At 48.7% G+C, this 21,683-nt stretch carries 22 protein-coding genes and 1 tRNA gene; 15 read left to right on the forward strand and 8 right to left on the reverse strand.

The genetic code is table 11. The annotated features are described in order from the left end of the window. Positions 1–35: 35 nt before the first annotated feature. The 4 genes from K384_RS06870 to greA all read right to left on the reverse strand — a co-directional run bounded on the left by K384_RS06870 (position 36) and on the right by greA (position 2,859). Positions 36–875, reverse strand: a complete 840-nt coding sequence (locus K384_RS06870; protein WP_038030715.1) for an MBL fold metallo-hydrolase — start codon at positions 873–875, stop codon at positions 36–38. Positions 876–891: 16 nt separating this feature from the next. Continuing rightward, a complete protein-coding gene (locus K384_RS06875; RefSeq protein ID WP_071837464.1) occupies positions 892–1,866 on the reverse strand; it encodes an acetyl-CoA carboxylase carboxyltransferase subunit alpha in 975 nt (324 codons plus the stop codon). A 2-nt stretch (positions 1,867–1,868) separates the two neighbouring features. Beyond that, positions 1,869–2,273, reverse strand: coding sequence for an HIT family protein (locus K384_RS06880; protein ID WP_038030717.1), 405 nt, complete (start codon positions 2,271–2,273; stop codon positions 1,869–1,871). Positions 2,274–2,376: 103 nt separating this feature from the next. Beyond that, positions 2,377–2,859, reverse strand: coding sequence for a transcription elongation factor GreA (gene greA / locus K384_RS06885; RefSeq protein WP_038030719.1), 483 nt, complete (start codon positions 2,857–2,859; stop codon positions 2,377–2,379). A gap of 202 nt (positions 2,860–3,061) precedes the next feature. Between greA and K384_RS06890 the strand changes: the two genes are divergently transcribed. Together K384_RS06890 and K384_RS06895 are read left to right on the forward strand one after the other, a co-directional pair. Next, a complete protein-coding gene (locus K384_RS06890; protein ID WP_038030720.1) occupies positions 3,062–3,337 on the forward strand; it encodes a hypothetical protein in 276 nt (91 codons plus the stop codon). A gap of 113 nt (positions 3,338–3,450) precedes the next feature. Then, positions 3,451–5,031 (forward strand): GAF domain-containing SpoIIE family protein phosphatase, encoded by a 1,581-nt coding sequence (locus tag K384_RS06895; RefSeq protein ID WP_038030723.1) that lies wholly within the window; start codon positions 3,451–3,453, stop codon positions 5,029–5,031. Between the two features lie 42 nt (positions 5,032–5,073). Here K384_RS06895 and K384_RS06900 read toward each other — a convergent pair. Beyond that, positions 5,074–5,147: transfer RNA gene (locus K384_RS06900), tRNA-Arg, on the reverse strand. Positions 5,148–5,320: 173 nt separating this feature from the next. Next, positions 5,321–6,475, reverse strand: coding sequence for a glycosyltransferase family protein (locus K384_RS06905; protein ID WP_038030725.1), 1,155 nt, complete (start codon positions 6,473–6,475; stop codon positions 5,321–5,323). Positions 6,476–6,523: 48 nt separating this feature from the next. Between K384_RS06905 and K384_RS06910 the strand changes: the two genes are divergently transcribed. From K384_RS06910 to lptC, 8 genes are read left to right on the forward strand one after another with little or no spacing between them, the layout of a single operon-like run. After that, a complete protein-coding gene (locus tag K384_RS06910; RefSeq protein ID WP_157630088.1) occupies positions 6,524–7,582 on the forward strand; it encodes a hypothetical protein in 1,059 nt (352 codons plus the stop codon). A 3-nt stretch (positions 7,583–7,585) separates the two neighbouring features. Beyond that, the gene (locus K384_RS06915) at positions 7,586–8,257 is read left to right on the forward strand and encodes a vWA domain-containing protein (RefSeq protein WP_038030728.1); all 672 of its coding nucleotides are present in this window, start codon (positions 7,586–7,588) and stop codon (positions 8,255–8,257) included. Beyond that, a complete protein-coding gene (locus tag K384_RS06920) occupies positions 8,254–9,291 on the forward strand; it encodes a protein phosphatase 2C domain-containing protein (protein ID WP_038030731.1) in 1,038 nt (345 codons plus the stop codon). Before K384_RS06915 ends, K384_RS06920 begins: the two co-directional genes overlap by 4 nt. 4 nt (positions 9,292–9,295) lie before the next feature. Further along, positions 9,296–10,447, forward strand: coding sequence for a serine/threonine protein kinase (locus K384_RS06925; RefSeq protein ID WP_051633206.1), 1,152 nt, complete (start codon positions 9,296–9,298; stop codon positions 10,445–10,447). Beyond that, positions 10,444–11,181 (forward strand): type III pantothenate kinase, encoded by a 738-nt coding sequence (locus K384_RS06930; RefSeq protein ID WP_038030734.1) that lies wholly within the window; start codon positions 10,444–10,446, stop codon positions 11,179–11,181. Before K384_RS06925 ends, K384_RS06930 begins: the two co-directional genes overlap by 4 nt. Beyond that, positions 11,162–12,424: a porin family protein gene (locus K384_RS06935; RefSeq protein ID WP_038030736.1), complete on the forward strand. Its 1,263-nt coding sequence runs from the start codon at positions 11,162–11,164 to the stop codon at positions 12,422–12,424. Before K384_RS06930 ends, K384_RS06935 begins: the two co-directional genes overlap by 20 nt. A 57-nt stretch (positions 12,425–12,481) precedes the next feature. Then, a complete protein-coding gene (locus tag K384_RS06940) occupies positions 12,482–13,801 on the forward strand; it encodes a hypothetical protein (protein ID WP_038030739.1) in 1,320 nt (439 codons plus the stop codon). Positions 13,802–13,815: 14 nt separating this feature from the next. Further along, on the forward strand, positions 13,816–14,394 hold the full coding sequence (gene lptC / locus K384_RS06945) for an LPS export ABC transporter periplasmic protein LptC (RefSeq protein WP_071837469.1): 579 nt from the start codon (positions 13,816–13,818) through the stop codon (positions 14,392–14,394). 29 nt (positions 14,395–14,423) lie between these two features. Here lptC and K384_RS06950 read toward each other — a convergent pair whose 3' ends face one another. Both K384_RS06950 and K384_RS06955 read right to left on the reverse strand, forming a co-directional pair. Further along, positions 14,424–14,975: a DinB family protein gene (locus K384_RS06950; RefSeq protein ID WP_157630089.1), complete on the reverse strand. Its 552-nt coding sequence runs from the start codon at positions 14,973–14,975 to the stop codon at positions 14,424–14,426. Positions 14,976–15,023: 48 nt separating this feature from the next. Continuing rightward, positions 15,024–16,415, reverse strand: coding sequence for a sodium:solute symporter family protein (locus K384_RS06955; protein WP_038030745.1), 1,392 nt, complete (start codon positions 16,413–16,415; stop codon positions 15,024–15,026). A 172-nt stretch (positions 16,416–16,587) separates the two neighbouring features. Here K384_RS06955 and K384_RS06960 point away from each other — a divergent pair, with 172 nt between their 5' ends. The 5 genes from K384_RS06960 to K384_RS06980 all read left to right on the forward strand — a co-directional run bounded on the left by K384_RS06960 (position 16,588) and on the right by K384_RS06980 (position 21,665). Beyond that, positions 16,588–17,622: a PspA/IM30 family protein gene (locus K384_RS06960; RefSeq protein WP_038030747.1), complete on the forward strand. Its 1,035-nt coding sequence runs from the start codon at positions 16,588–16,590 to the stop codon at positions 17,620–17,622. A gap of 32 nt (positions 17,623–17,654) precedes the next feature. Next, on the forward strand, positions 17,655–18,215 hold the full coding sequence (locus tag K384_RS06965; RefSeq protein WP_038030748.1) for a TerD family protein: 561 nt from the start codon (positions 17,655–17,657) through the stop codon (positions 18,213–18,215). Positions 18,216–18,281: 66 nt separating this feature from the next. Next, complete coding sequence (locus K384_RS06970; protein WP_038030750.1) at positions 18,282–18,842, forward strand: TerD family protein; 561 nt, start codon at positions 18,282–18,284, stop codon at positions 18,840–18,842. Positions 18,843–18,859: 17 nt separating this feature from the next. Further along, on the forward strand, positions 18,860–19,489 hold the full coding sequence (locus K384_RS06975; RefSeq protein ID WP_038030752.1) for a TerD family protein: 630 nt from the start codon (positions 18,860–18,862) through the stop codon (positions 19,487–19,489). Positions 19,490–19,610: 121 nt separating this feature from the next. Beyond that, positions 19,611–21,665, forward strand: coding sequence for a M13 family metallopeptidase (locus tag K384_RS06980; protein ID WP_038030754.1), 2,055 nt, complete (start codon positions 19,611–19,613; stop codon positions 21,663–21,665). Positions 21,666–21,683 lie beyond the last annotated feature (18 nt).

Below are 21,683 nucleotides of genomic sequence, written 5' to 3' on the forward strand. Positions count from 1 at the left end.
ACGATAACAACAAAGCGCTGCAAAAGATTGCGTTTTTATAAAACAGCTTCCAACGGGAAGGTTTCTTTCAGGCGGATGCCTTTTTCGGTGCGATGCACGCGTGCGCATTGATGGCGGGCATCATGTTCGAAGAAAAACACATAATCGTTTTGTACGGTTTCTTCGAGCATGCGGGCTTTCTCTTCGAAGGTAAGCAAGGGGCGCACGTCGTAGCCCATGACATAATGCACCGGTATATGGGCATGAGAAGGAATAAGGTCGGCAGCGTACACAATCCGCTGTTTACCATAATGGATGATGGGAATCAGCTGTTTTTCCGTGTGACCGTCGGCAAAAAAGAAATCGATGTGCTCGAAAGGCGAAGGCTGCCCTTCTTCTATAAAGTGTAAATGCCCGCTTTCCTTAATGGGCATGAAGTTTTCCTGCAAGAAAGAGTGTACTTCCCGGGCGTTGGGGTGCGTAGCCCATTCCCAATGGCGCGTGTTAGACCAGTAGCGTGCATTGGGAAAAGTCAGGCTATACCGCTCTCCTTGTTTCTGCACGGCACCGCCCACGTGGTCAAAGTGCAAGTGGGTAAGGATGACATCCGTTACTTCGGTAGGTGAGAAGCCCGCTTTTTGAATAGAGCCGAGCAGGCTGTCGTCGCCATGCAGATAGTAGTGCTTAAAGAAGCTTTCAGGCTGCTTGTTGCCAATGCCCGTGTCTATGAGTATGAGACGGTTGCCGTCTTCGATGAGCAAACAGCGCATGGCCCAGGTGCACATGTTGTTTTCGTCGGCAGGCACATAGCGTTGCCATATAGACTTAGGGACGATGCCAAACATCGCCCCACCGTCTAATTTAAAAAAGCCGGTTTCTATAACGTGTAATTGCATTGGTTCTCTTCTGTTTTTAAGCCGGGTTTTCAATGAATACGCCCATGCGTGAAAATTTGTCGATACGGGCAGCCAGCAACTGCGTCGTATCTTCTTTTTTCAACGTTTCGATATCACGCAAAATGAACTCCTTCACTGTTTGGAAGGTCGTTTCCGGGTCTTGATGGGCGCCGCCCAACGGTTCGGGAATAATGCCGTCAATCAGTTTATTGTTGAGCATGTCTTCGGCTGTGAGCTTGAGCGCTTCGGCAGCCTGCTCTTTGTAATCCCAGCTGCGCCACAGAATAGAAGAGCAGGACTCGGGCGATATGACCGAATACCAGGTGTTTTCAAGCATATACACGCGGTCGCCGATGGCTATGCCCAAGGCACCACCTGAAGCCCCTTCACCAATGACAATGCAGATGATGGGCACTTTAATACGAAACATTTCGCGCAGGTTGCGGGCGATGGCTTCCCCTTGACCGCGCTCTTCGGCTTCCATGCCGGGAAAGGCACCGGGCGTATCTATGAGCGTGACAATCGGCTTGTCAAATTTTTCAGCCAGTCGCATCAGGCGCAAGGCTTTGCGGTAGCCTTCGGGGTTGGCCATGCCAAAGTTGCGGTATTGGCGCTCTTTGGTGTTGCGCCCTTTCTGATGCCCTATAAACATGATGGTTTGCTCGCCGATGCGCCCGAAGCCGCCCACAATGGCTTTGTCGTCGCGCACTTGGCGGTCGCCGTGCAGCTCAATGAACTCTTCACAGAGCGCGCGGATATAGTCCATGGTGTAGGGACGTTCGGGATGGCGCGACAGCTGCACACGTTGCCAGGGGGTCAGGTTGCTGTAGGTTTCCTTTTTCAATTTCTGAATGCTTTCCTTCAGACTGTTGATAGCTTCATCAAAGCTATGTGTATTTTTTTCTTTTGCCATCTGAATCATTTCTTCAAGCTTCGCCTCCAGTTCGGCGATGGGTTTTTCAAAGTCGAGATACACTTTGTTGTTTGCCATAATTAAGTGTTTTGTTTTTCAAATGCACTTCTGATGGATGCAGCCACGGCAGCCAATTCTTCGGGGGTGGCTTTCATCCGGTGTGCAAAGTTAATATCATGAATTGAATTGAGCGGTATCAAGTGGACATGGGCATGAGGTACTTCCAAACCGACTACTGCCACGCCAATACGTTGGCAGGGTACCACCGCCTCGATGGCTTTGGCTACTTTTTTTGAAAAAACGTGCAAGCCGGCCAGCAGGTCGTCGGGCAGGTCAAAGATATAGTCTATTTCTTCTTTGGGAATGACCAGCGTGTGCCCTTTGGCTACGGGCATGATGTCGAGGAAAGCCAGATAACGCTCATCTTCGGCAATTTTATGGCAGGGTATTTCGCCACGCACGATTTTGGTAAATATAGAAGCCATAGCGTTTTGCGGATTTGGTGTTAGGGTAAATATCATGAAAAAAGCCGGTAAGCACAAGCTTTACCGGCGTGGGTATGTTGGAATACTTTCATCTTTTGAAAGCTTACAGTTGCGCCAACGAGATTTCGAGGATCTCGAAGGTGATGGTGCCTGCCGGCACGGTAATATCTACCTTTTCGCCTACTTTTTTGCCCAGCAAGCCTTTGCCTATGGGCGACTGCACCGATATCTTGTTTTCTTTTAAATTGGCTTCTTCTTCGGGTACGAGTGTGTAGGTCATCTCCATGCCGTTTTTGGTGTTGCGTATTTTCACGGTGGTTAAAATAGACACTTTCGACAAGTCTATATTGCTCTCATCAATGATGCGCGCATTGCTGATAAGCTCTTCCAGCTGCGATATCTTCAGTTCCAGCAAGCCCTGTGCATCTTTTGCCGCATCATATTCTGCGTTTTCGCTGAGGTCACCTTTATCGCGAGCTTCGGCTATTTGACGGGCTATTTCGGCGCGTCCTTTGGTTTTCAGCTCCTGCAATTCGGCTTTCAATCGCTCCAATCCTTCTTTGGTATAATAATTTATCTTTGCCATAGAAATCTTTCTTTTGAATTACCCATAAATAAAAAAGAGAACGGTCATATGTTTTACCATAGACCGCTCTTGTTTTGTTCTTGATTACAAAGGTAAAAAATCATTCTAAAAAAAGCAAGTGTTGCCACTTTCTCAACTTCCATCCTGAAAAAAACGTATATTTGAGCGTTACTTGTTTGTTCATCTAAAAAACGATAAGGTTATGAAACAATTTGTGGCATTGGTGTTTACTTTGGCATTGATGTTTTTTGCGCAGAACGCTTCTGCACAAGTGCAGGCCGTATCGCCGGCAGCACATCAAGTGAAGCAGGTGGAGAAGGTAGAAAAGAAAAAGTGTGACAAGTGCAAAGAAGGCAAGAAGTGTAAAAAGTGCAAAGCCAAAGCACATGCTAAAGCAGAAGAAAAAAGCTGCTGCAAGAAAGGCAAGAAAGACGCTTGCGACAAGCGCAAAGAAGAATCGGAAGAAAACGACGACTAACACACCGGAAGCTTAAGCAAAAAAGAAAGCGGGCAAAAGAAGTCCGCTTTTTTCTTTTATCATAAAGTTATCGCTAAATTTTAACCACAAAGCCGATAACTTTACACTACCTTATGCGCTCTTTATTGCAACGTTCTTTTTGGCGGAAGCTCTTTTTTGCTTCCTTTATCGCACTTTTGTTGCTGCAGTTGCTTTTATTTATTCAGCTTGTACCCCCTTTGCCTTTGGGGCTAAGCCTGCTTTTTCTTTTCCTTTGGCTGTTGCAGGCCGCCATTGTGTGGGCGCTTTTTCGCTGCTTGCAAGACCTGCATCACGAGCTGGAAACGCAGACAGCCGGGCAGCAGGTAGCCCAGCAGTTGCTTGAGAGGCACCAGGCAGAGCTCGAAAAGGCATTACAAGACATTCAGGTGGTTAGTGAAATAGGTAAAAAAATTACGGCAAGCCTTTCCTTGGAAAAAACCCTGCATGTCATTGCCGGCTATTTGGACGGGCGCTTGCCTTATGAGGTGTTGGCCATTGTGCAGTATGATATGTTTCGTACTACCTTCGACACGGCATGCCACTTGCTGCGCACAGACAACGAACCGCCGCTTTCTGCATGGATTATAGAGGATGTTTGTGCTTACAGTCTTCGCCGCAGGCGTACTGTACATACCCGCGATTTTCAGGAAGAAGGGGGCGAGTACATCGAGTCGGCGGTTGAAACGCCTATCCGCTCACTCGTTTGCGTGCCGCTCATCAGTTCGTCTATTAAGCTGGGCTGCTTGTATGTGGCTTCTTGTCAAGCCGGTGTGTACACAGCCGAAGAGGTGGACTTCCTTGAAAGTATTGCCGTTTATTTGGCCATTGCCATGGAGAATGCACAAGTGTATGCCCGTGTGGAAAAGCAAACCGAGCAAATCAAACTCAAAAACAAACGCATTACCGACAGCATCAACTATGCCAGTCATATCCAACAGTCCATCTTGCCCAAGATGGAAGACATACGGCGCGCTTTCCCGGAATCGTTTGTGATTTATGAGCCTAAAGATGTGGTGAGTGGCGACTTCTATTGGTTTCAAGAGGTAGGCAGCAAACAAATACTGGCCGCCGTTGATTGCACGGGGCATGGTGTGCCGGGGGCTTTCATGAGCCTGATTGGCGCTAACCTGCTCAATGAGATTGTGTTGGGGCGGGGTATCGTGGATCCGGACAGCATCTTGGCAGAATTGCACAAAGGCATTCAGCGCCTGCTCAAGCAAGACGAAACCAAAATGCAAGACGGCATGGATGCCGGTATTTGCACTATCGACCGTCGTACGAAAATTATGAAGTTTGCCGGGGCTAAGATGCCTTTAATTTATATTCAACAAGGACAAATGCACGAAATCAAAGGAGGAAAGAAGCCGGTAGGGGGCATATGGACCGTGGGCGAGGCCCCCAAGGCGTTTCATCGCCGCTTTGTGAATTTGACTATCCCCACCACCTTCTATCTCTTTTCAGATGGCTACCCCGATCAATTTGGTGGACCCGAAGGGCGCAAGTTCATGCGTAAGCGCCTGCGGCGTTTGCTAATGGACATCCACCGCCTGTCCATGGAACAGCAAAAAGAAATCCTTATCGAAACACTAAACAGTTGGCGCTATGGGGAGAATTACTTCCACAAACAGGTGGATGATATTTTGCTATTGGGGGTGAAACTGCATTTATTATAGCAAGGCAACAAACAAAAAAAGCGGGCTTTTGCCCGCTTTTCGTGACCTCGGGAGGATTCGAACCCCCAACCTTCTGATCCGTAGTCAGATGCTCTATCCAATTGAGCTACGAGGCCTTTTGCTTTTTTCGACTTCGTTTTTCCGTCGAATTGCAATGCAAAGGTAGCAGCTTCGAAAAAACTGTGCAAGCATTTTTTGAAAATTTTTTTTGAAAAAAATGTACGTGCTTGTTTATCAGCAGGTTTTTTTTGTAAAAAAAACGCCGGTGGTTGGTGTGTTTCTTTTGATTTCAAGGTTTCGGAAGATAGCGCGCCCGGAGGTGCCGTGCCAGCGGTTTTAATTTAGGCGCTTCACTGACTTCAAAAAAGATATGCGGACTTGCTTGTGTGGGCTTCGGTTGCATGAGCCACCGGTGCAACGCTTCCGGCTTGCCGGCTTCGTTGATTTCCTCAAGCACCAAGCCGTAGTAGAGCCCATCGGCATATTGATTGGCAACACTTTGCCAAAACGGATGCGCTGTGCCTACTATGGGCATGTGCCACGATAAATATTCATACAATTTGGTGGGTACGCGACGGGCAATGCTTTTTTTAGGATGATACAGCATGAGTCCCACACCGCCTGCCCGTAAAGTTGCTTCTATGATATCGTACGCCACAGGCTGGAAGGAGACATGGCGGCTGTCAATGAAAGGGGCTTCCAACAAACGAAGCGCTTCGCTTGTAAGAGCAGGCGAAAGCTGTCCTGCCAATACTAAATGATAGCGGCTATCGAGGGCGTGTAACCGGCGACAAAGCGCCACCGCTTCGAACAAACCAAAAAGGCTGCTAAGTGTGCCGGTCAGTACCAGGCGGAAAGGGTTGTGCACCGGAGCAGGTTGCGCATGCCGCCGCACCTTGTTGGCTATGCATAAGGCATGAGGATGCTTGCGCAAAGAGGGAATTTCCTCGGCATAGCAGGCTTCGGCATAAAGTATGCATTGCACGCGGGGCAAAAGAAGGCGGTAACATGCACGAACCATCCATGCCCAAAGGAAGCGAAACCGGTAACCTTCGTGTGCTTTTACGTTGGCTTCATAATTTTCTTGCAGGTCCAATATCAAATAAGCCCCTGAAAGCAAACGGTAAAGCAAGGCGAAAGGGAGCAACTCAAGTGCGCAAACCATCACTACCCGGGGGCGCAGGTGCCAAAGCAAGCGCAAAAAGCGCATGACTGCCCCCAAGCGTGCGAAGGACAGGCGCCGCCCTCTGAATAAAGAAAACTCATTGGCAGCTTGTGGCAGTCCGTATCCTGCAAAATAAAAACGTGCTTCGGGCAAATGGCGCCCCAATGCCCAACTTAGTTTGTGGTAATGTCGTATATCTCGAATGGGCTTCAACACCGAAGCAACTAAAATCACAATACCGTTGGGTTTCTTGCCTGCTGAAGCCGGAAGCCTGCTCATTGTGCAGTTTTTTATTATATTTTCGCAACATACAAATTTTTTCAGCGAATGCGGAAGCTACTGACAACCGTCTTATGCTTGCTTATCTTTCAAGGGGTTGCCCAGCAAGATATTTCACACATCAATGCCCGTAAATTCATACGGCAGGTGTTGATGATTTATGCGCCGGAAGAGTATGCCATGCTGGAGACCTACTATCGCACACCTTCCGAGTTTACTCTTTCCAATGCCACTTTTAAAGTAGGGCGCCATATAGATTTTTTGCACTATATCATTGACACGACACGCAAAGACCTGGCAATAAACTCGGTACCGGTGATGGTGCACGAAATGACACACCTTTATGCTCACCGTCGTGCTTATGCGCTCATTCAAAAACGGGGGATGCCCTTTTCGCCGGGGGATGAATACTTGTGTTTTTCTCTGGACACCACGCGTGAGGTGCTTGTGAAGCTGAAACCTACCCCGCCGGCACGCTTGATGGCAGCTTCGGTACCCGAAGTACTGCGTGAAAACAAATTTTATGAGTTTATAGAGACCGATGACGAAAGCATGATGCCACAGCAGGAAGGCATCTATGGGCTGTTGGACGAGTGGCATGCTTACTTGCATAGCGCCCGGGTGGCTTTTGCCCTTCATCGTTTTTATGAACGTGAGGCATTTTATGGCGCCCTGACCACCGATTATAACGAGCGCCCCTTGCATGATGATAAGCCGTGGAAAGACTTTTTTACGAACTTCTACGAAATGTACCTGCCCTATATTGAGTTTAAGTATTACATCCTGCAGTACCTGGCTCATTGTAAGCAGCACCGGCCCGAAGTGTATGATTATATCATTTTTGAAGACGAAGCTTTTCGAAAGGCATATAAAATGATAGACGAGGCTTACAGGCAGGTGATTGCGCAGTTTATAGACTACAAACCACGGGTGATGGATTTGCTCGCCAAGTTGAGCATAGACGTGTCGGAAGAAAACATGGGCGGGCAGTATTTCATGTTTATCAATGAATCGGGAATTGCTACTTATCAAAGCCTGTATGAAGCTTTTGAAAAAGAAATACAAAAAGAAGAACTTAGCGAAATAGATTTCTACTTAAAACAGTGAGCTATGCAAGGATTGCACTACAACGTGGATATAGTCATGTGCATTGATGCCACAGGCAGCATGTCGCCTATCATTGACCGTGTCAAAGAAAACGCGCTGCGCTTTTATGACGACCTTATGGAAGTCATGCAGCAAAAAGCCAAAACCATAGACACGCTGCGTGTAAAGGTGATTGCTTTCCGTGACTTCTATTTCGACAAAGACAAAGCACTTGAAATGTCGCCTTTCTTTGTGTTGCCCGATGAGCAAAGCCGTTTCAAAAGTTTTGTAGATGGTATTGTGGCAGATGGCGGAGGCGATGAGCCGGAAAATGGATTGGAAGCATTGGCTCTGGCCATCCGCTCGGAATGGAACAAAGAGGGCGATAAGCGCCGTCAAATCATCATCGTTTGGACCGACGCCAGCACGCACCCCTTGGAACTGCATGCCGGCGCCAAGCCACAGTGGTATCCGGCCGATATGCCGGCCGACTTCGATGAACTGACCGACTGGTGGGAAGGGCAGTACATGAGCCACACCGCCAAACGCTTGATTATTTACTCACCCGATGCTTATGCATGGACCGATATTGCCAATCATTGGGAAAATACCATACAATATCCGTCGAAGGCAGGTGAGGGGCTGAGCGAGGTGGATTATCAGACTATTTTGGATGCGATTGCCAATAGCGTATGACAGAAATACCCGGTTTCGATTTTGTGTTGGATAAAATCCCGGGCTCGGGCGAGGATGCACCGCCTTTGCGTTTGTGGAATGCACGTAACCGGCGAGGCTTAATTGCTGTATTCGATGGTATGGGCGGGGCAGGCTCGGCTCCTTGCTTATGGCAGGGCGAAGAGCGCCCGGGGGCTTATGTGGCAGCCCGCCTGGCGGCTCAGGTGCTGCGCGACTATTTCGAGACCTACGAAGGAAGTATAGAAGGTTTTGCCGAAGGCTTGGAACAACAGCTGAAAACTGTTTTTGCACAGGAAGCTGCCCGGCTGTATCCTTCGGGGCAATCGAAGCTGCGTAGCCGCTTGGTGCGCCAATTGCCTACCACCATGTGTGCTTTGCTATGGGAGCCCCTGCCCGGACAGGTGGACCGCTTCCGCTTGTGTGTGCTTTGGGCCGGCGACTCACGCGCCTATGCTTTGTTGCCCATGCAAATGGTACTCTTGACCAAAGATGATGTGCGGCAAGACCATGACGACTTGCTCGAACAGCTCATCAATGATGCCCCTTTGAACAATTGTATCCATGCCGGCGGTGACTTCGCCATCAATCAGGCCGTTTACAATATAGAAGCTCCTTTGTGTTTGCTGGTGGCTACTGATGGTTGCTTTGCCTATTTGCCTTCGCCACCCCATTTTGAGTATTTGTTGCGCCATACTCTTGAGCTAAGCAGGGGCGGGGGCATGTCTCTATGGGCAGAGCTGCTGCAGCAGGAGCTGCACCGCATGGCTGCCGATGATGTGAGCATGGCATTGGTGGCTTTGGGCGAGGCTGCTACCGACACCGCTTTGCTGCAGTGGGTTTTCACACGAGACAATCCGCAGTTTTATCGTCGCTTCATTGCTCCATTGAATGAACTGGTGGTTCAAATAGAAAAACTAAGAGAACGCAAGCAGCAAATAGAAGAGGCGCTGGGCGCTTTGGAGCAGGAAAAACAGCGCCTGCGCAAACAACTGTGGCACGATTATGTAACATCGGGAAGGATAAGACAACCGTAGGGCTATGCAAAAAGGCGACATCATCAATGGCTATCGCATCTTACGCGACTTCTCTACCGCCGGTGGGGGGCTAAGCAAATGGTCTTTTGCTGAAAAAGGCGGAAAAGAATACTTTATCAAGGAATTTCTTTCGCCAAAATACCCCACCGAAGACGCCCCCGGAAGTGCCAAATCCAAGGAACGAAAACGCCGGGCATGTGAGCGCTTCGAAAACCACCACCGCGCCTTGATGGACCGCATCAACGAGCGCTGTGGCAAAGGGGGTAATTTGGTTTTTACTATTGACTTTTTCCGTGTAGGAACCACCTACTACAAAGTAACGGAAAAAATAGACACCGCTTCGCTGAGCCCCGAAGACATTAGCCGCTTGCCTTTGAGCAACCGCCTGTTGATTCTCAAAACCATTGCCCACTCCTTGCAGATTTTGCACCGTGCAGGTATTGTGCATGGCGACCTCAAGCCCGGAAACATCCTCATCAAACAGACCAAAACCAACCTGTACACAACCAAGCTCATTGATTTCGACAATAGCTATCTGATAGGGCAACCACCCGAGTTTTCCGAAGACCTGGTGGGCGATATGGTGTTTTATTCGCCCGAAGTGGCCGCCTATGTGCAAGGCAGCGAAGCAGTAACGCCGGAAATGTTGACCGACAAAGCCGATATTTTTTCTTTGGGACTCGTTTTTTGCCTGTACCTGACCGGTGAACTGCCCAAATACCCGGCAAAGTACGGTTATCCGGCCTTGGCTGCCTGGGCAGGGCATACGCTGCGTTTGCCGGTGGCAGACTTGCCTTATAAGCTCAAGCGCCTGGTAAATGATATGCTGCGCTTGCACCCGCACGAACGCCCCGACATAGCCACCGTTTTTGACACCCTCAAAAGTATTAAGTCGGATGAGCCCTACGAGCGTGCGCCTTTACCGGAGCACGAAACAGCAGAAGACAAACACCCGGCAGAGGAGACACCGCCCGCTTCCCCGCTAAAAGGAACTTTGCTTCGTAAAGTCTCTGCCTTATCTGCCGGGGCAGCAGGGCCGGACCCCGCAGAAAGCACAGATGAAAAAAAGCTGCCTGAATCGCCTGAAAAGCCTACATTGCGGGGAAAAGGACTTCGGCTCGGCTTAGGCGGCAAAGATGAAAAAGATATACCATGAACGTAGCCATAGATATCGGTAATACGCGTATAAAAGTGGGCGTTTTCGAAAAAAAGCGCTTGTGGCGGTACTTTGATTTCGATACACTTTGGCAGCTGCAAGATTGGCTGAAGGCGCAAGCGCATATACAGCATCTCATAGTGGCCTCGGTGGGGCAGTACGGCTTGGAAAACCTTTATACCGCCCATGTAGAAGGTTTAAAAATGCAGCTTTCCCATGAAAGCGATTTGCCCATTCATATTACTTATCGCACCCCCCACACGCTGGGCGTCGATCGCATTGCGGCAGCGGCAGCGGCACATACACTTTTCCCCGCTCGTCCTGTGTTGGTCGTTGACATTGGCACCTGCATTACCTATGATTTGGTAAAGCCAACGGGCGAATACCCCGGGGGCATCATTTCGCCGGGCGTGCGCATGCGCTTGCGGGCAATGCATGCTTTTACGGCACGTTTGCCGCGCCTTGAATGGAGCCCGGCAGAAGAACTCCCGGCTCTGATAGGACGTAGCACAACCGAAGCCATGAAAACAGGGGCAGTACAAGGCGTGCTTGGTGAAATCTCCTTCTTTGCAGAATCTTTTGCAAAGGAATATCCAAACTTACAAATAATTTTATGCGGAGGCGACGCTCTATTCTTTAAAAAACAACTAAAATTTCATACCTTTGCAGAGCCAAAATTGGTCTTAATTGGGCTAAACCGAATTTTAGATTATAATGCGGAAAAACATACTTAGCACCCTCTTATTTGCTTTGTTACCACTGACTTGCCTTTGGGCACAAAGCTCCCCTTACTCACTGATTGGTATAGGCAATTTTGCGCCTGAGACCTTTGCTCCTCAGCAAGCCATGGGAGGCTTGGGCGTAGCTTATGGTGAGTTTCTCACCGGCAATATCAAAAACCCGGCGCTTTTGGCTAAAAACAAAAATACGATTTTCGACGCAGCAGCACATGCCCGCTATGTGTGGATGCAGGACAACAGCCAAGCGCAAGAGGACTTCGGAGCAAACGTAGATTACTTCTCACTGACTTTATCTATTTCCAAGCGCTGGTCCACTGCTTTCGGTTTGATGCCTTACACGCAAAGCAACTTTCGCACCCGCAGTGTGGAATTCGTGGAAGGCACTCCCTTTGAAGTGGAGTATAAATACCAATCGACCGGTGGCATCAATACGCTCTTCTGGGCACATGGAGTGCAGCTGACCAAGTCGCTGTCTGTGGGCGTACGTGCCAACTACATGTTTGGTGCTCTTGAAAGCGAGACTCAGAGTATGCTCTACACGGCAGACCGCGATTATCAGGTGGTTTATTATAACCGTCTGAATCCCAAGGGATGGGCTGTGACGCCCGGCGTCTTTTGGAAGAAGGATCTGGGGGCAAAAAAAAGATTGAACATTGGCGCTACTTATACGTATAGAAATGAGCTAAAAACCAAACGCTTTGAATCTATTGAAAAGCGCTCGGAAGTAGGGGCTACCATCACCGTGGATACCCTGTATGAAGGGCAAGTGGGCACCATCACGCTTCCCAACCAATGGGCGCTGGGAATGAGTATAGAAGAACCCAACAAATGGATGATAGGTGCCGAACTAAGTATGGAGCAGTGGAGCGACTACCGCTTTTTGGACGAAAACAGCAACTTTAACAACACCATGCAACTGACCGTAGGGGGCGTTTATACCCCCAACTTCCGTTCGGTAGATAGCTTCTTTGAGCGTGTTTCTTATCGTGTAGGTTTGAATTACCGGCAGCTTCCCTATCAGTTGGGCGGAAATGGTGTAGAAGAGTTTGGCATCAATTTTGGCATGTCTATGCCTGTAGGAGTAAACCCGGTGCGCTTTACCTACCTGCATTGGAACATTGGCCTGGGGCAGCGTGGCACCGTAGAGAAGAACGGCTTGCAGGAGCGCTTCGTGCAGCTTGGAATAGGTGTTTCCATGAACGATTTGATGTGGTTTAAGCGTCCTAAATACGATTAAGTAAAAGCGGAAATTGCTATATCGATTAAAATTTTAAAAGTCAAAACTATGTGTGTTATGAAAAAGTGGTTCGTTACTCTCGTCTTGGTATTTACCTATGTGGTGGGGATGGCACAGGCCCAGCAGCCCAATTGGCCTGAAGATACGGTGCTGCGCAAGATAGCCATGGAGAAGTTTGTCTTTTACCGCGATGAAATGAATGTGTTCAAAAGACCGGAAGGGGCAGTGGATGCCATCAGCTGGCTGTTGAAAAACACCCCCGACTTGGGCGCTTTCCTTTATACGGATGCCGTTCGCGCCTATTATGCAAAAATTCAAAAGACCGAAGATCCGGCTATAAAAGAAGCTTATCAAGATACTTTGATGAGCATCTTTGATCAATCTATCAAGTACTTCGACAACGAAGCTACTACTTTGAACTATAAGGGCTACTATGCTTACAACTTCTACTATCAGAAGCCCGAAAAAATGGAAGAGCTGCGCAAACTCTATGAGCGCATTATCGAACTGAACGGCCCGAACACCTACTTTGCCAATGTGCAATACTACTTGCTGGTAGGTATTAACTTGCTCAATCAGAAAAAAATCGACAACGCAGAAGTAGTAAAAATATACCTTACCTGTAAGGACATTATAGCCAAGGCTTTGGCAGCTGCCAAAGACGAAACAAGCAAAAAGCAGTGGCAAGACACCGAAAAGAATGTGGATGCCTACTTCATGCAGTACGTGAAACTGGACTGCGCACAAATAGAAAGCATTTTTGGGGATAAATTCCGTCAGTCGCCCAACAAAGAAATGGCCGCACAGATTCGCGACATCATGAAATCGGCACAGTGCTACAACAGCGACTTGTTTGTTGAAACCATGGACTACCTGTTCCGTGAAGAGCCTACTTACAACAATGCGATTGTGGTGGCTACACTTTACGAATCGAAAAATCAGGTATCGAAAGCCATGGATATGTACCAAAAAGCCTTAAACTTGGCTTCTACCAACGAAGAAAAAGCAAAAGTATATAAAGAGCTGATGGGCTTGACCCTGCGCACAGGTGCCAAGCAGGCTTGCCGCAACTATGCGCTCAAGCTGGCAGAGCTTGACCCCAACGAAGCTGCTCTGGCTTATACCACCATCGGCGATTTGTATATGAAAAGCGGGTCGGAGTGCAGCAACGGTGAAAATCCCGTAGAACAAAAAGCCTATGCCATTGCAGCATATAACATGTATAAGCGTGCCGGAAACAGCCAAAAAATGGCATTGGCGCGCAAGTACTTCCCCACTAAAGAGGAAGTATTTACCGAGGGCATGGCGGGCAAGACCGTAACCGTCAACTGCTGGATAGGTGAAACCGTGACCATTCCGCAATTGAGCGATTTATAATGCCTGTTTTTGATATGAAGCACACATTTTCCGGCATCGGATGGGGGCAAGCCCTTATCCGATGCTTCTTTTTAGCTTATTGCTTGCTTGTGAGCACTGCCTGCGACGAAGAGCGCAAAAAAGGCATAAAAGAGATGCAGGTGTATAGTGGACCACTGGTAGAAAGTGAAAACATTGTGTCGTTATACAGCGACTCTGCCAAAGTGAAAATCAAGCTCGAGGGCAAAAAGCAAGCACAGTACGAAAACGGCAACATCGAGTACCCCGAGGGCGTAAAGGTTACTTTCTTCGATGACTTCATGAAACCTAAAGCCGTGCTGTCGGCAAGGCAGGGATTCTATTACAAAGAAAAACAGTTGTATCGAGTAGTAGGAGAGGTGCTGGTGGAAGACCTGAAAGAGAAGAAAACCCTGCAAACCGAAGAGCTGTTTTGGGCACCCAAGGACAAGAAAATATATACCGATAAGTTTGTGATTATTACCACGCCTACGGAAATTATCAAAGGCGAAGGCTTGGTGGCAAACGAGGATTTCTCTTATTACGAAATACAAAAGCCCACGGGCATCATCACACTTGAAGAAGGTATGGACTAATGCCCCGGAAGCAGGACGTCCTGCTTCCGTTATTTTACAAACGATGCCTGCATGCGCTGTTCTATCCGGTCTATTTGCCGTATATGGTGGCGCAAATGCTCTTCCCAAAAATCAAGGATTCCTTCTATGCCCATGCGTCCGGCAACAGGATGCTTGAAGAGTGCCTTGTGCTCATATTCTGCGGGCATATTCCGGATAAAATCTTCCATTTCTTTTCTTGTGGCGCGCCACTGCTCTATGATGGCAGGTACGTCGGGGCGCTCCGGCACTTGACTCACCACAGCAGGTGCTTTGAACTTCAAAGGCAGTGAAAGCATCAATTTTAACAAGCGCCCGCGCAGACGATGCCACCGGGTGAGGGCAGGCGGTGGACCGTAAGACAGCTTTTTGCGAATATACTGCATGGTGCCGGCTTCGCCTATGAACAGGTGGTGTAAAACCTGCGCAATAGACCAGGCATCGGCGGCCGGTTTAAAATGCAGTTCCTGCTCGTTGTATGCCTCTATTCTGCTTAGCAGTTCATTCAGCTCGGTATTCATGCGCTGCAGGCGCTGAAGCCAACGTTCCTTTTGCTTGCTCATGTTTTTTGTTTTCAAGATACGCAATTGCAGGCAAGAAATAAACACCTGTCATTTTTTTGAAATCCACCTTTCAGCAATAACAGCAGAAAAATAAGCCAAAAGGCTGCTGCCCAAGCCTATCATAAGCGGTGCAATGCTGCTTTCCAAATAAGAAGCCACCGCCCACGCCAGCAGCCCCGTCCACATAGAGAGATGGGCGCCCCGGCTCGAACGCAGCTGCTTTTTGCCCAATGCAAAACACAGGGGCACAAACAAAGAAACCAAGCTGAATGCCGATGACATTCCCACCAGCTCGTAAATGCTTTGTCCCGAAAAGCCCAACCATGCAGCCAACAGCCCCATAAGAACAACCGACAAACGGCTCATCAGCAAAAAGAAACCTTCCTTTTTGGCATGACGCTTAAACAGCGGGCGCAAAATGTTTTCACTCAGCACACTTGCCGGTGCCAAAATTGCGCCGCTGGTGGTGCTCAAAATGGCAGACAGCAAAGCACCCACAAAAAGCACCTGCAAGAAGGTCTGTTCTTTTTGTTGCATTAACCACTGTAAAATAAAATCTTCGCCACTGACATCGGACTGCATGCGGATGCCTGCTGCCAAAAGCAAAGGCAGCAAGCCCACCGTAAGATATAGAAGAGCGCTCACATAAGCAGAGCGGCGGGCTGTGGCTTCATCGCGGGCAGCCATAATGCGCTGAAAGATATCTTGTGAAGGAATGGAGCCCAGCCCTATGGTGAACCATGCGGCAAAATAATGCGAGATGGCAACGGCATTGCCGTCCGGCAGCAGGCGCCAGTGCCCGGCAGGCAGCCGCTGCAGCGCCGTCATAATGCTGTGCCAGTCAGGAAACACATAAAAAAGCATCAGCAATAAGCCCGCAATAATGAAAAAACTTTGCATAAAGTCAGTAATGCTTACCGACCACATGCCGCCACTGCCTGTGTAAGACAAACTGACCAGGAGCGCAATCCACAGCCCGGTGGTGCTGTCTATGCCCAATACATGCTGCAAAATCAAGCCTACGGCAAGCAATTGTGCGGCAATCCACCCCAAATAAGACGGAATCATAAGCAGTGCAGAGCCCACCGCGACGCTTTCGTTGAAGCGCTTGCCCATATAGTCATTGATAGTAAGGCAGTTGGAACGATAAAAAGCACCCGCAAAAAAACGGCCGACCAAGAAAAAACAAAGGACTGCCCCAAAAGGGTCTTCAATGACGCCCGGCAGGCCCGATTCAACAAACACAGCCGATGCGCCCAAAATGGTTTCGGCACCAAACCAGGTGGCAAAGAGGGCAGCCGCATTGACTGGCAACGACAAGCGGCGCCCCGCCTGAAAAAAATCGCGACTATTACGAACCCGGCGGGCATAAACAAGACCTATGAGCGTGTTGATAAGCACAAACGCTATGATATACAAGCCGGTAGCGTCGTATTGCATACTTGAAAAATAATTTATCTGTTTATTTCATGCGTGCAGGCAAAAATAAATGAGCACATACAATTTTCCTTTTATGCTTGAAGGGAATGTTATATTTGGCATGGTTTTTTATATTTGACAAGGCAGCCGGTTTGCCTGACTTATTTCAATCAGAAGAAAAGCGCGTGTGATTATGTGGATTTTTAATCTCTTTAAAAAGAACGACGACGACCAGCGGGACGCCGAAAAGTGGGTAGCCAAGGCTATTCATGCCATAGCCGAAGAAATAGCAGCGGGCGAGCGCCAAATAAAGCAAGTGCAAGCCCATCAGCAAGACCTCTTGCAAAAGCTGGCAGACTTTGAGCGTGAAGCAAATAAACTTGAAGAGGCTGCCAAGCAAGCCATTAAAGAAGGTCAGGAGCAACTGGCACGAGGATACCTGATGCGCAAGCAGGCAATTATGCCTCAAATAGAGGAATATCGCAATCTTTGCAAAGAGATAGAAACCATGATACAGCGTTTGCTGCAGCGTCAGGCGCAGCAGCAAATAAAGCTGGAAAAACTCAAAGCCAAAAAAGCTACCCTGTCCGTGGAGTTGAAACAGATGCAAAGCCTGCAGAAAGCCAATGAGTATTGGCAGAAGGTGATGGATGAGCTGGGCTTTGTGGAAGATGCTTATTTGATAGAGGAAGCTCAATTGCGACTGCAGCAGGATGAAACGGACGATTTAGCTGCTTTTGACCAACAGCTGCAGGATGCCTCGCCTGCCGCTTCGGTAGAAGAGCTGAAGGCTGCCATGCAGCGCGAGGAGCAGCAAAAACAAATCGAACAGCAAAAAAAGCAAGAAGAGCAACTATACAAGCAGGTAGCCATTTTGCTGAATACCGCTGAATCGAAGGCAAAGCATATACGCCAAAAGCAGGAAGAAGACCGCAAACAGCAGCGCGAAGAACTGCTCAGTGAGTTTTTTAAGAACAATAAAGACCAAAAAATAAAGAAAACCATAGAGCAGTTTTTCCGGGACAACCCCGAAGAAGTGCCGGCAGGGCAGGAACTGCCGCCTTCGGTGCAAAACCCGGACAATCCGGCTAAAAATAACAAAGAAGACATGATACGGGCATTCTTCAATCAAGCCTCGGCAGAGGATACAAAAGCCCAACACGACCAAAAAGGTATCAATGAGCATCTGAAAAAACAGATAGAGGATTTTTTTAACAATAAAAAATAAAATCAGTACTTTATTTTAACGCACTTATCGCTATGAGTATCAACTTAAAGAAAGGGGATCGTTTTGACTTAAAGAAGAAAGAACCGGCACTGAAGAAAGCCATGATAGGCTTGGGTTGGGACCCCGTACCGGGGCATAATCTGGACCTTGATGTGTCGGTATTTATGGTAGGTGCCAACGGCAAGCTGCCTGCCGATGAATTTTTTGTGTTCTACAACAATCTGAAGTCGCCCGATGGTGCGGTGCAGCATACCGGCGACAGCCGCCAAGGCTTGGAAGAAGGCGACGACGAAATCATCTTGGTAAACCTGGACCTCATCAGCCCGCAGGTGCAAGAGCTTATTTTTGTGGCTACCATTTATGAAGCCAATGCCCGTGCTCAGCACTTCGGCCTGTTACACCATGCCTACATCCGGCTTGTGGATGTGGATACCAACAGGGAAGTGCTGCGCTTCCCCTTACAAGACGACTTTGAAAAATATGTGGGCATGGAATTCGGGCGCTTACAACGCCAAGACCACGGATGGGTATTTACAGCCTCCGGTGTGGGCTCTGCACAGGAACTTGAAGGCTATGTGAATCGCTATGCATGAAAGGCGGGGTCAACGTTTGGCATGAAGTGAAATCAATTTAATCCAACAAAATAAAAACAGAATATTATGGCTATCAATCTAAAAAAAGGCGGTCGTTTTGACCTGAGTAAAAAAGAACCGGCGCTTAAAAAAGCCATGGTAGGTTTGGGATGGACACCCCGGCCCGGTCATTCGCTCGACTTGGATGTGTCGGTATTTATGGTAGGCGCCAACGGCAAGCTGCCTGCCGATGAGTTTTTTGTGTTCTACAACAACCTGAAGTCGCCCGATGGTGCGGTGCAGCATACCGGCGACAGCCGCCAAGGCCTGGAAGAAGGCGACGATGAAATCATACTCGTCAACTTGGACCTTATCAGCCCGCAGGTAGAAGAGCTGATTTTTGTGGTTACTATCCATGATGCCCTGAGCCGTGGGCATTACTTCGGCATGTTGCAAGACGCCTATATCCGCATTGTTGACGTGGAAGGCAAACGCGAGGTGCTGCGCTACGATCTTGATGAGGACTTTGGAGATAACTTGGGTATGGAATTCGGACGCCTCCAGCGCCAAGACCACGGCTGGGTGTTTGTGGCTTCCGGCATTGGTTCCAAACAAGATTTGGAAGGTTTTGTGAATCGCTACGCATAAAATAAACAAGAAAGACAATGAGCATTGATTTACAGAAAAAAGGAGGAGGTATTAATCTGAAAAAAGGCAGCCGTTTCTCTCTCAAGAAGCGTGATGTGGTGCTGAACCATGTGCAGATAGGGCTTTGCTGGGGCGCCGAAAAAGGTAAAGGTTTTTTGGGGCGCCTGTTCGGCAAAGGGATTGATTTGGACGGCAGTGTGGCATTATATGCTGCCGACAAACGCCTGCTGGATTTGATATATTTTGGCAAATTGCGTTCCGATGACGGGGCTATCCGCCACAGTGGCGATGACTTGAAAGGGCATACTTTCACTTCTGACAGAGACAACGAAGTGATAGACATTGCTCTTGATAGGCTGTCCCCGGAAGTGCAGACACTGATGTTTTATATCAACTCTTATCGTGGCGATACATTCGAAAGGCTTTCTTTTTCGAGAATACGTATTCTCGAAAAGACGCCCGATGGTTCCAAGCCTTTGGCTTCTTTCTTTCTGGAAAAAGAAGAACGCTTTGCAGGGTTTACCACCATGGTGATGGCTAAGCTGTTCCGGAGCGTAGATGGTGCTTGGGAGTTTGAAGCCATAGGAGAGCCTTTGAAAGACCAAAAAAACAGCGAAATTGTGCTTAGTCTGCGCAACTTTATTTAAAACATAGCCGGAACAAGAACCCTTGAATACCGGGCTGCCTGTGGACAGTCCGGATTTTTTTTGTAAAATAATCCGGATTTTAAAACGTTGTATGCTTAAACCAAAACAATCTTTCAGTACTATGAAACAATGGTATTATGCGCTGGCACTGACCGCCGCCCTGGGCGCTTGTCAGCAAAAAAACGAAGACAAACAGCAAGCAGACTCTACAGCCGTAGCAGTAGCGCCGCCTATTGACCTGTCCAATTTCGACACCACCGTGTCGCCTTGTGAGGACTTCTTTCAGTATGTAAACGGCGGTTGGATAAAGAAAAACCCCATTCCCGAAACCGAAAGCCGCTGGGGCAGCTTCAATGAAGTGTATGAGCGCAATCAGAAGATTTTGAAAGAGATAGCCGAGAAAGCCGCCGAAGCCAATGCCCCCAAAGGCAGCAACGAACAGCTCGTAGGCGACTTCTATGCTTCGGGCATGGATTCCCTGACCATAGAAAAGGCGGCGCCCGAATGGGTGCAAGCCGAGCTGCAAGCCATTGAGGCAGCTACCGGTAAAGAAGAACTGCTGCAGCAGTGGATAGAGCAGAAAAAAAATGGCAGCCGCGCCGTGCTTTCTCTCTTCGTAATGCCCGATGAGAAAAATAGTGAGCAATATGCCATCTACATTTACCAAGGCGGGCTGGGTATGCCCGACCGCGATTACTACTTAAAAGAAGATGAAGACAAACAAAAGATACGCGAAGCTTACAAAGCCTATTTGACCAAGCTCTTTCGGCTGTCGGGCAGCGATGAGACAGCTGCCAAGCAAGCAGCCGAGACCGTATTTGGCATAGAAAAAGCTTTGGCGGAAGCATCCAAGTCGCGTGTTGAGCTGCGTGACCCTATTGCAAACTACAATAAAATGAGTGTAGAAGAAGCCGAAGCACTTGCTAAACCGTTCTCTATTAAAAATGCACTGACTTTGGCAGGAGCAGCACAAGCCAAGGAGGTGATTGTGGGGCAGCCCAACTTCCTGAAAGCCGTTGCCCGCCTTTGGCAGCAGACCCCCGTTGAAGACTTGAAGCTCTACTTAAAAGCCCATGCACTCAACAACGGCGCCCCTTATTGGCATCATGAGTTTGTGCAGGCGCATTTCGAGTTCTATAACAAAACACTGCGTGGACAAAAACAAAACAAAGAGCGTTGGAAGCGTGTGCTGGCAACCGTAGATGACGGCGTGGGCGAAGCCTTAGGGCAGCTTTACGTACAAAAGGCTTTTCCGCCCGAAGCCAAAGCCAAGGTGATGGAAATGATAGACAACCTACAGTATGCCTATGAGCAGCACATCAAGGATCTGGACTGGATGAGCGAAAAAACCAAAGAAGAAGCACTGAAAAAACTGGCAGCCTTCAAGCGCAAGATCGGCTATCCGGATAAGTGGAAGGACTACAGCGGCTTGGAAATCGTGCGTAACAATTATTGGCAAAATGTGAAGAATGCACACCGTTTTGAATTTGAGCGCCAAGTGAAGCGCTTGGGGCAGCCCGTCGATAAAACCGAATGGTTCATGACGCCGCCCACCGTCAATGCCTATTACAATCCGCCCATGAACGAAATTGTGTTCCCCGCAGGTATTTTACAACCACCTTTCTTTGACCCCAATGCCGATGACGCGGTGAATTACGGAGGCATGGGCGCCGTCATCGGGCATGAGTTGAGCCACGGCTTCGACGACCAGGGGCGTCAATACGATGCGGAGGGCAACCTGCGTGACTGGTGGATGCCCGAAGATGCCGAGCGCTTCAAAGAGCGTGCACAAGCCTTGTCGGCACAGTTCTCTTCTTATGAAGTGCTGCCCGGTGTGAAAGTCAACGGCGACCTGACTCTTGGCGAAAATATTGCCGATTTGGGTGGTTTGGCTATTGCCTATACAGCGCTGCAGAAAGCCCTTGAAGGCAAAGAACGCCCCCTTATTGACGGCTTCACGCCCGAGCAACGTTTCTTTATTTCTTGGGCACAAGTATGGCGCACCAATGCCCGTGAAGAATACCTCAAGCAACAGGTGTTGGTTGATCCCCACTCACCGGCACGCTTCCGTGTGAATGGTCCGTTGTCGAACCTGCCTGAATTCCACGAGGCTTTCGGGTGTAAAGAAGGCGACAAGATGTATCGTAAGCCGGAAGAAAGGGTGAAAATCTGGTAATGCTTGCCAAAAAGAGCT

Origin of the sequence: Thermonema rossianum DSM 10300 (assembly GCF_000426825.1) — a bacterium.
In the GTDB taxonomy this organism is placed as follows: Bacteria; Bacteroidota; Bacteroidia; order Cytophagales; family Thermonemataceae; genus Thermonema; species Thermonema rossianum.

Bases quoted from the DNA above. Each gene is read 5' to 3' on its own strand.
- K384_RS06960 (WP_038030747.1), top strand. From the start codon at position 16,588: ATGTGGATTTTTAATCTCTTTAAAAAGAACGACGACGACCAGCGGGAC.
- K384_RS06965 (WP_038030748.1), top strand. From the start codon at position 17,655: ATGAGTATCAACTTAAAGAAAGGGGATCGTTTTGACTTAAAGAAGAAA.
- K384_RS06905 (WP_038030725.1), bottom strand. From the start codon at position 6,475: ATGAGCAGGCTTCCGGCTTCAGCAGGCAAGAAACCCAACGGTATTGTG.
- K384_RS06910 (WP_157630088.1), top strand. From the start codon at position 6,524: ATGCGGAAGCTACTGACAACCGTCTTATGCTTGCTTATCTTTCAAGGG.
- K384_RS06870 (WP_038030715.1), bottom strand. From the start codon at position 875: ATGCAATTACACGTTATAGAAACCGGCTTTTTTAAATTAGACGGTGGG.
- K384_RS06950 (WP_157630089.1), bottom strand. From the start codon at position 14,975: ATGAGCAAGCAAAAGGAACGTTGGCTTCAGCGCCTGCAGCGCATGAAT.
- K384_RS06940 (WP_038030739.1), top strand. From the start codon at position 12,482: ATGAAAAAGTGGTTCGTTACTCTCGTCTTGGTATTTACCTATGTGGTG.
- K384_RS06970 (WP_038030750.1), top strand. From the start codon at position 18,282: ATGGCTATCAATCTAAAAAAAGGCGGTCGTTTTGACCTGAGTAAAAAA.
- K384_RS06975 (WP_038030752.1), top strand. From the start codon at position 18,860: ATGAGCATTGATTTACAGAAAAAAGGAGGAGGTATTAATCTGAAAAAA.
- greA (WP_038030719.1), bottom strand. From the start codon at position 2,859: ATGGCAAAGATAAATTATTATACCAAAGAAGGATTGGAGCGATTGAAA.
- K384_RS06890 (WP_038030720.1), top strand. From the start codon at position 3,062: ATGAAACAATTTGTGGCATTGGTGTTTACTTTGGCATTGATGTTTTTT.
- K384_RS06925 (WP_051633206.1), top strand. From the start codon at position 9,296: ATGCAAAAAGGCGACATCATCAATGGCTATCGCATCTTACGCGACTTC.
- K384_RS06875 (WP_071837464.1), bottom strand. From the start codon at position 1,866: ATGGCAAACAACAAAGTGTATCTCGACTTTGAAAAACCCATCGCCGAA.
- K384_RS06955 (WP_038030745.1), bottom strand. From the start codon at position 16,415: ATGCAATACGACGCTACCGGCTTGTATATCATAGCGTTTGTGCTTATC.
- K384_RS06930 (WP_038030734.1), top strand. From the start codon at position 10,444: ATGAACGTAGCCATAGATATCGGTAATACGCGTATAAAAGTGGGCGTT.
- K384_RS06935 (WP_038030736.1), top strand. From the start codon at position 11,162: ATGCGGAAAAACATACTTAGCACCCTCTTATTTGCTTTGTTACCACTG.
- K384_RS06880 (WP_038030717.1), bottom strand. From the start codon at position 2,273: ATGGCTTCTATATTTACCAAAATCGTGCGTGGCGAAATACCCTGCCAT.
- K384_RS06915 (WP_038030728.1), top strand. From the start codon at position 7,586: ATGCAAGGATTGCACTACAACGTGGATATAGTCATGTGCATTGATGCC.
- K384_RS06920 (WP_038030731.1), top strand. From the start codon at position 8,254: ATGACAGAAATACCCGGTTTCGATTTTGTGTTGGATAAAATCCCGGGC.
- K384_RS06980 (WP_038030754.1), top strand. From the start codon at position 19,611: ATGAAACAATGGTATTATGCGCTGGCACTGACCGCCGCCCTGGGCGCT.
- K384_RS06895 (WP_038030723.1), top strand. From the start codon at position 3,451: ATGCGCTCTTTATTGCAACGTTCTTTTTGGCGGAAGCTCTTTTTTGCT.
- lptC (WP_071837469.1), top strand. From the start codon at position 13,816: ATGAAGCACACATTTTCCGGCATCGGATGGGGGCAAGCCCTTATCCGA.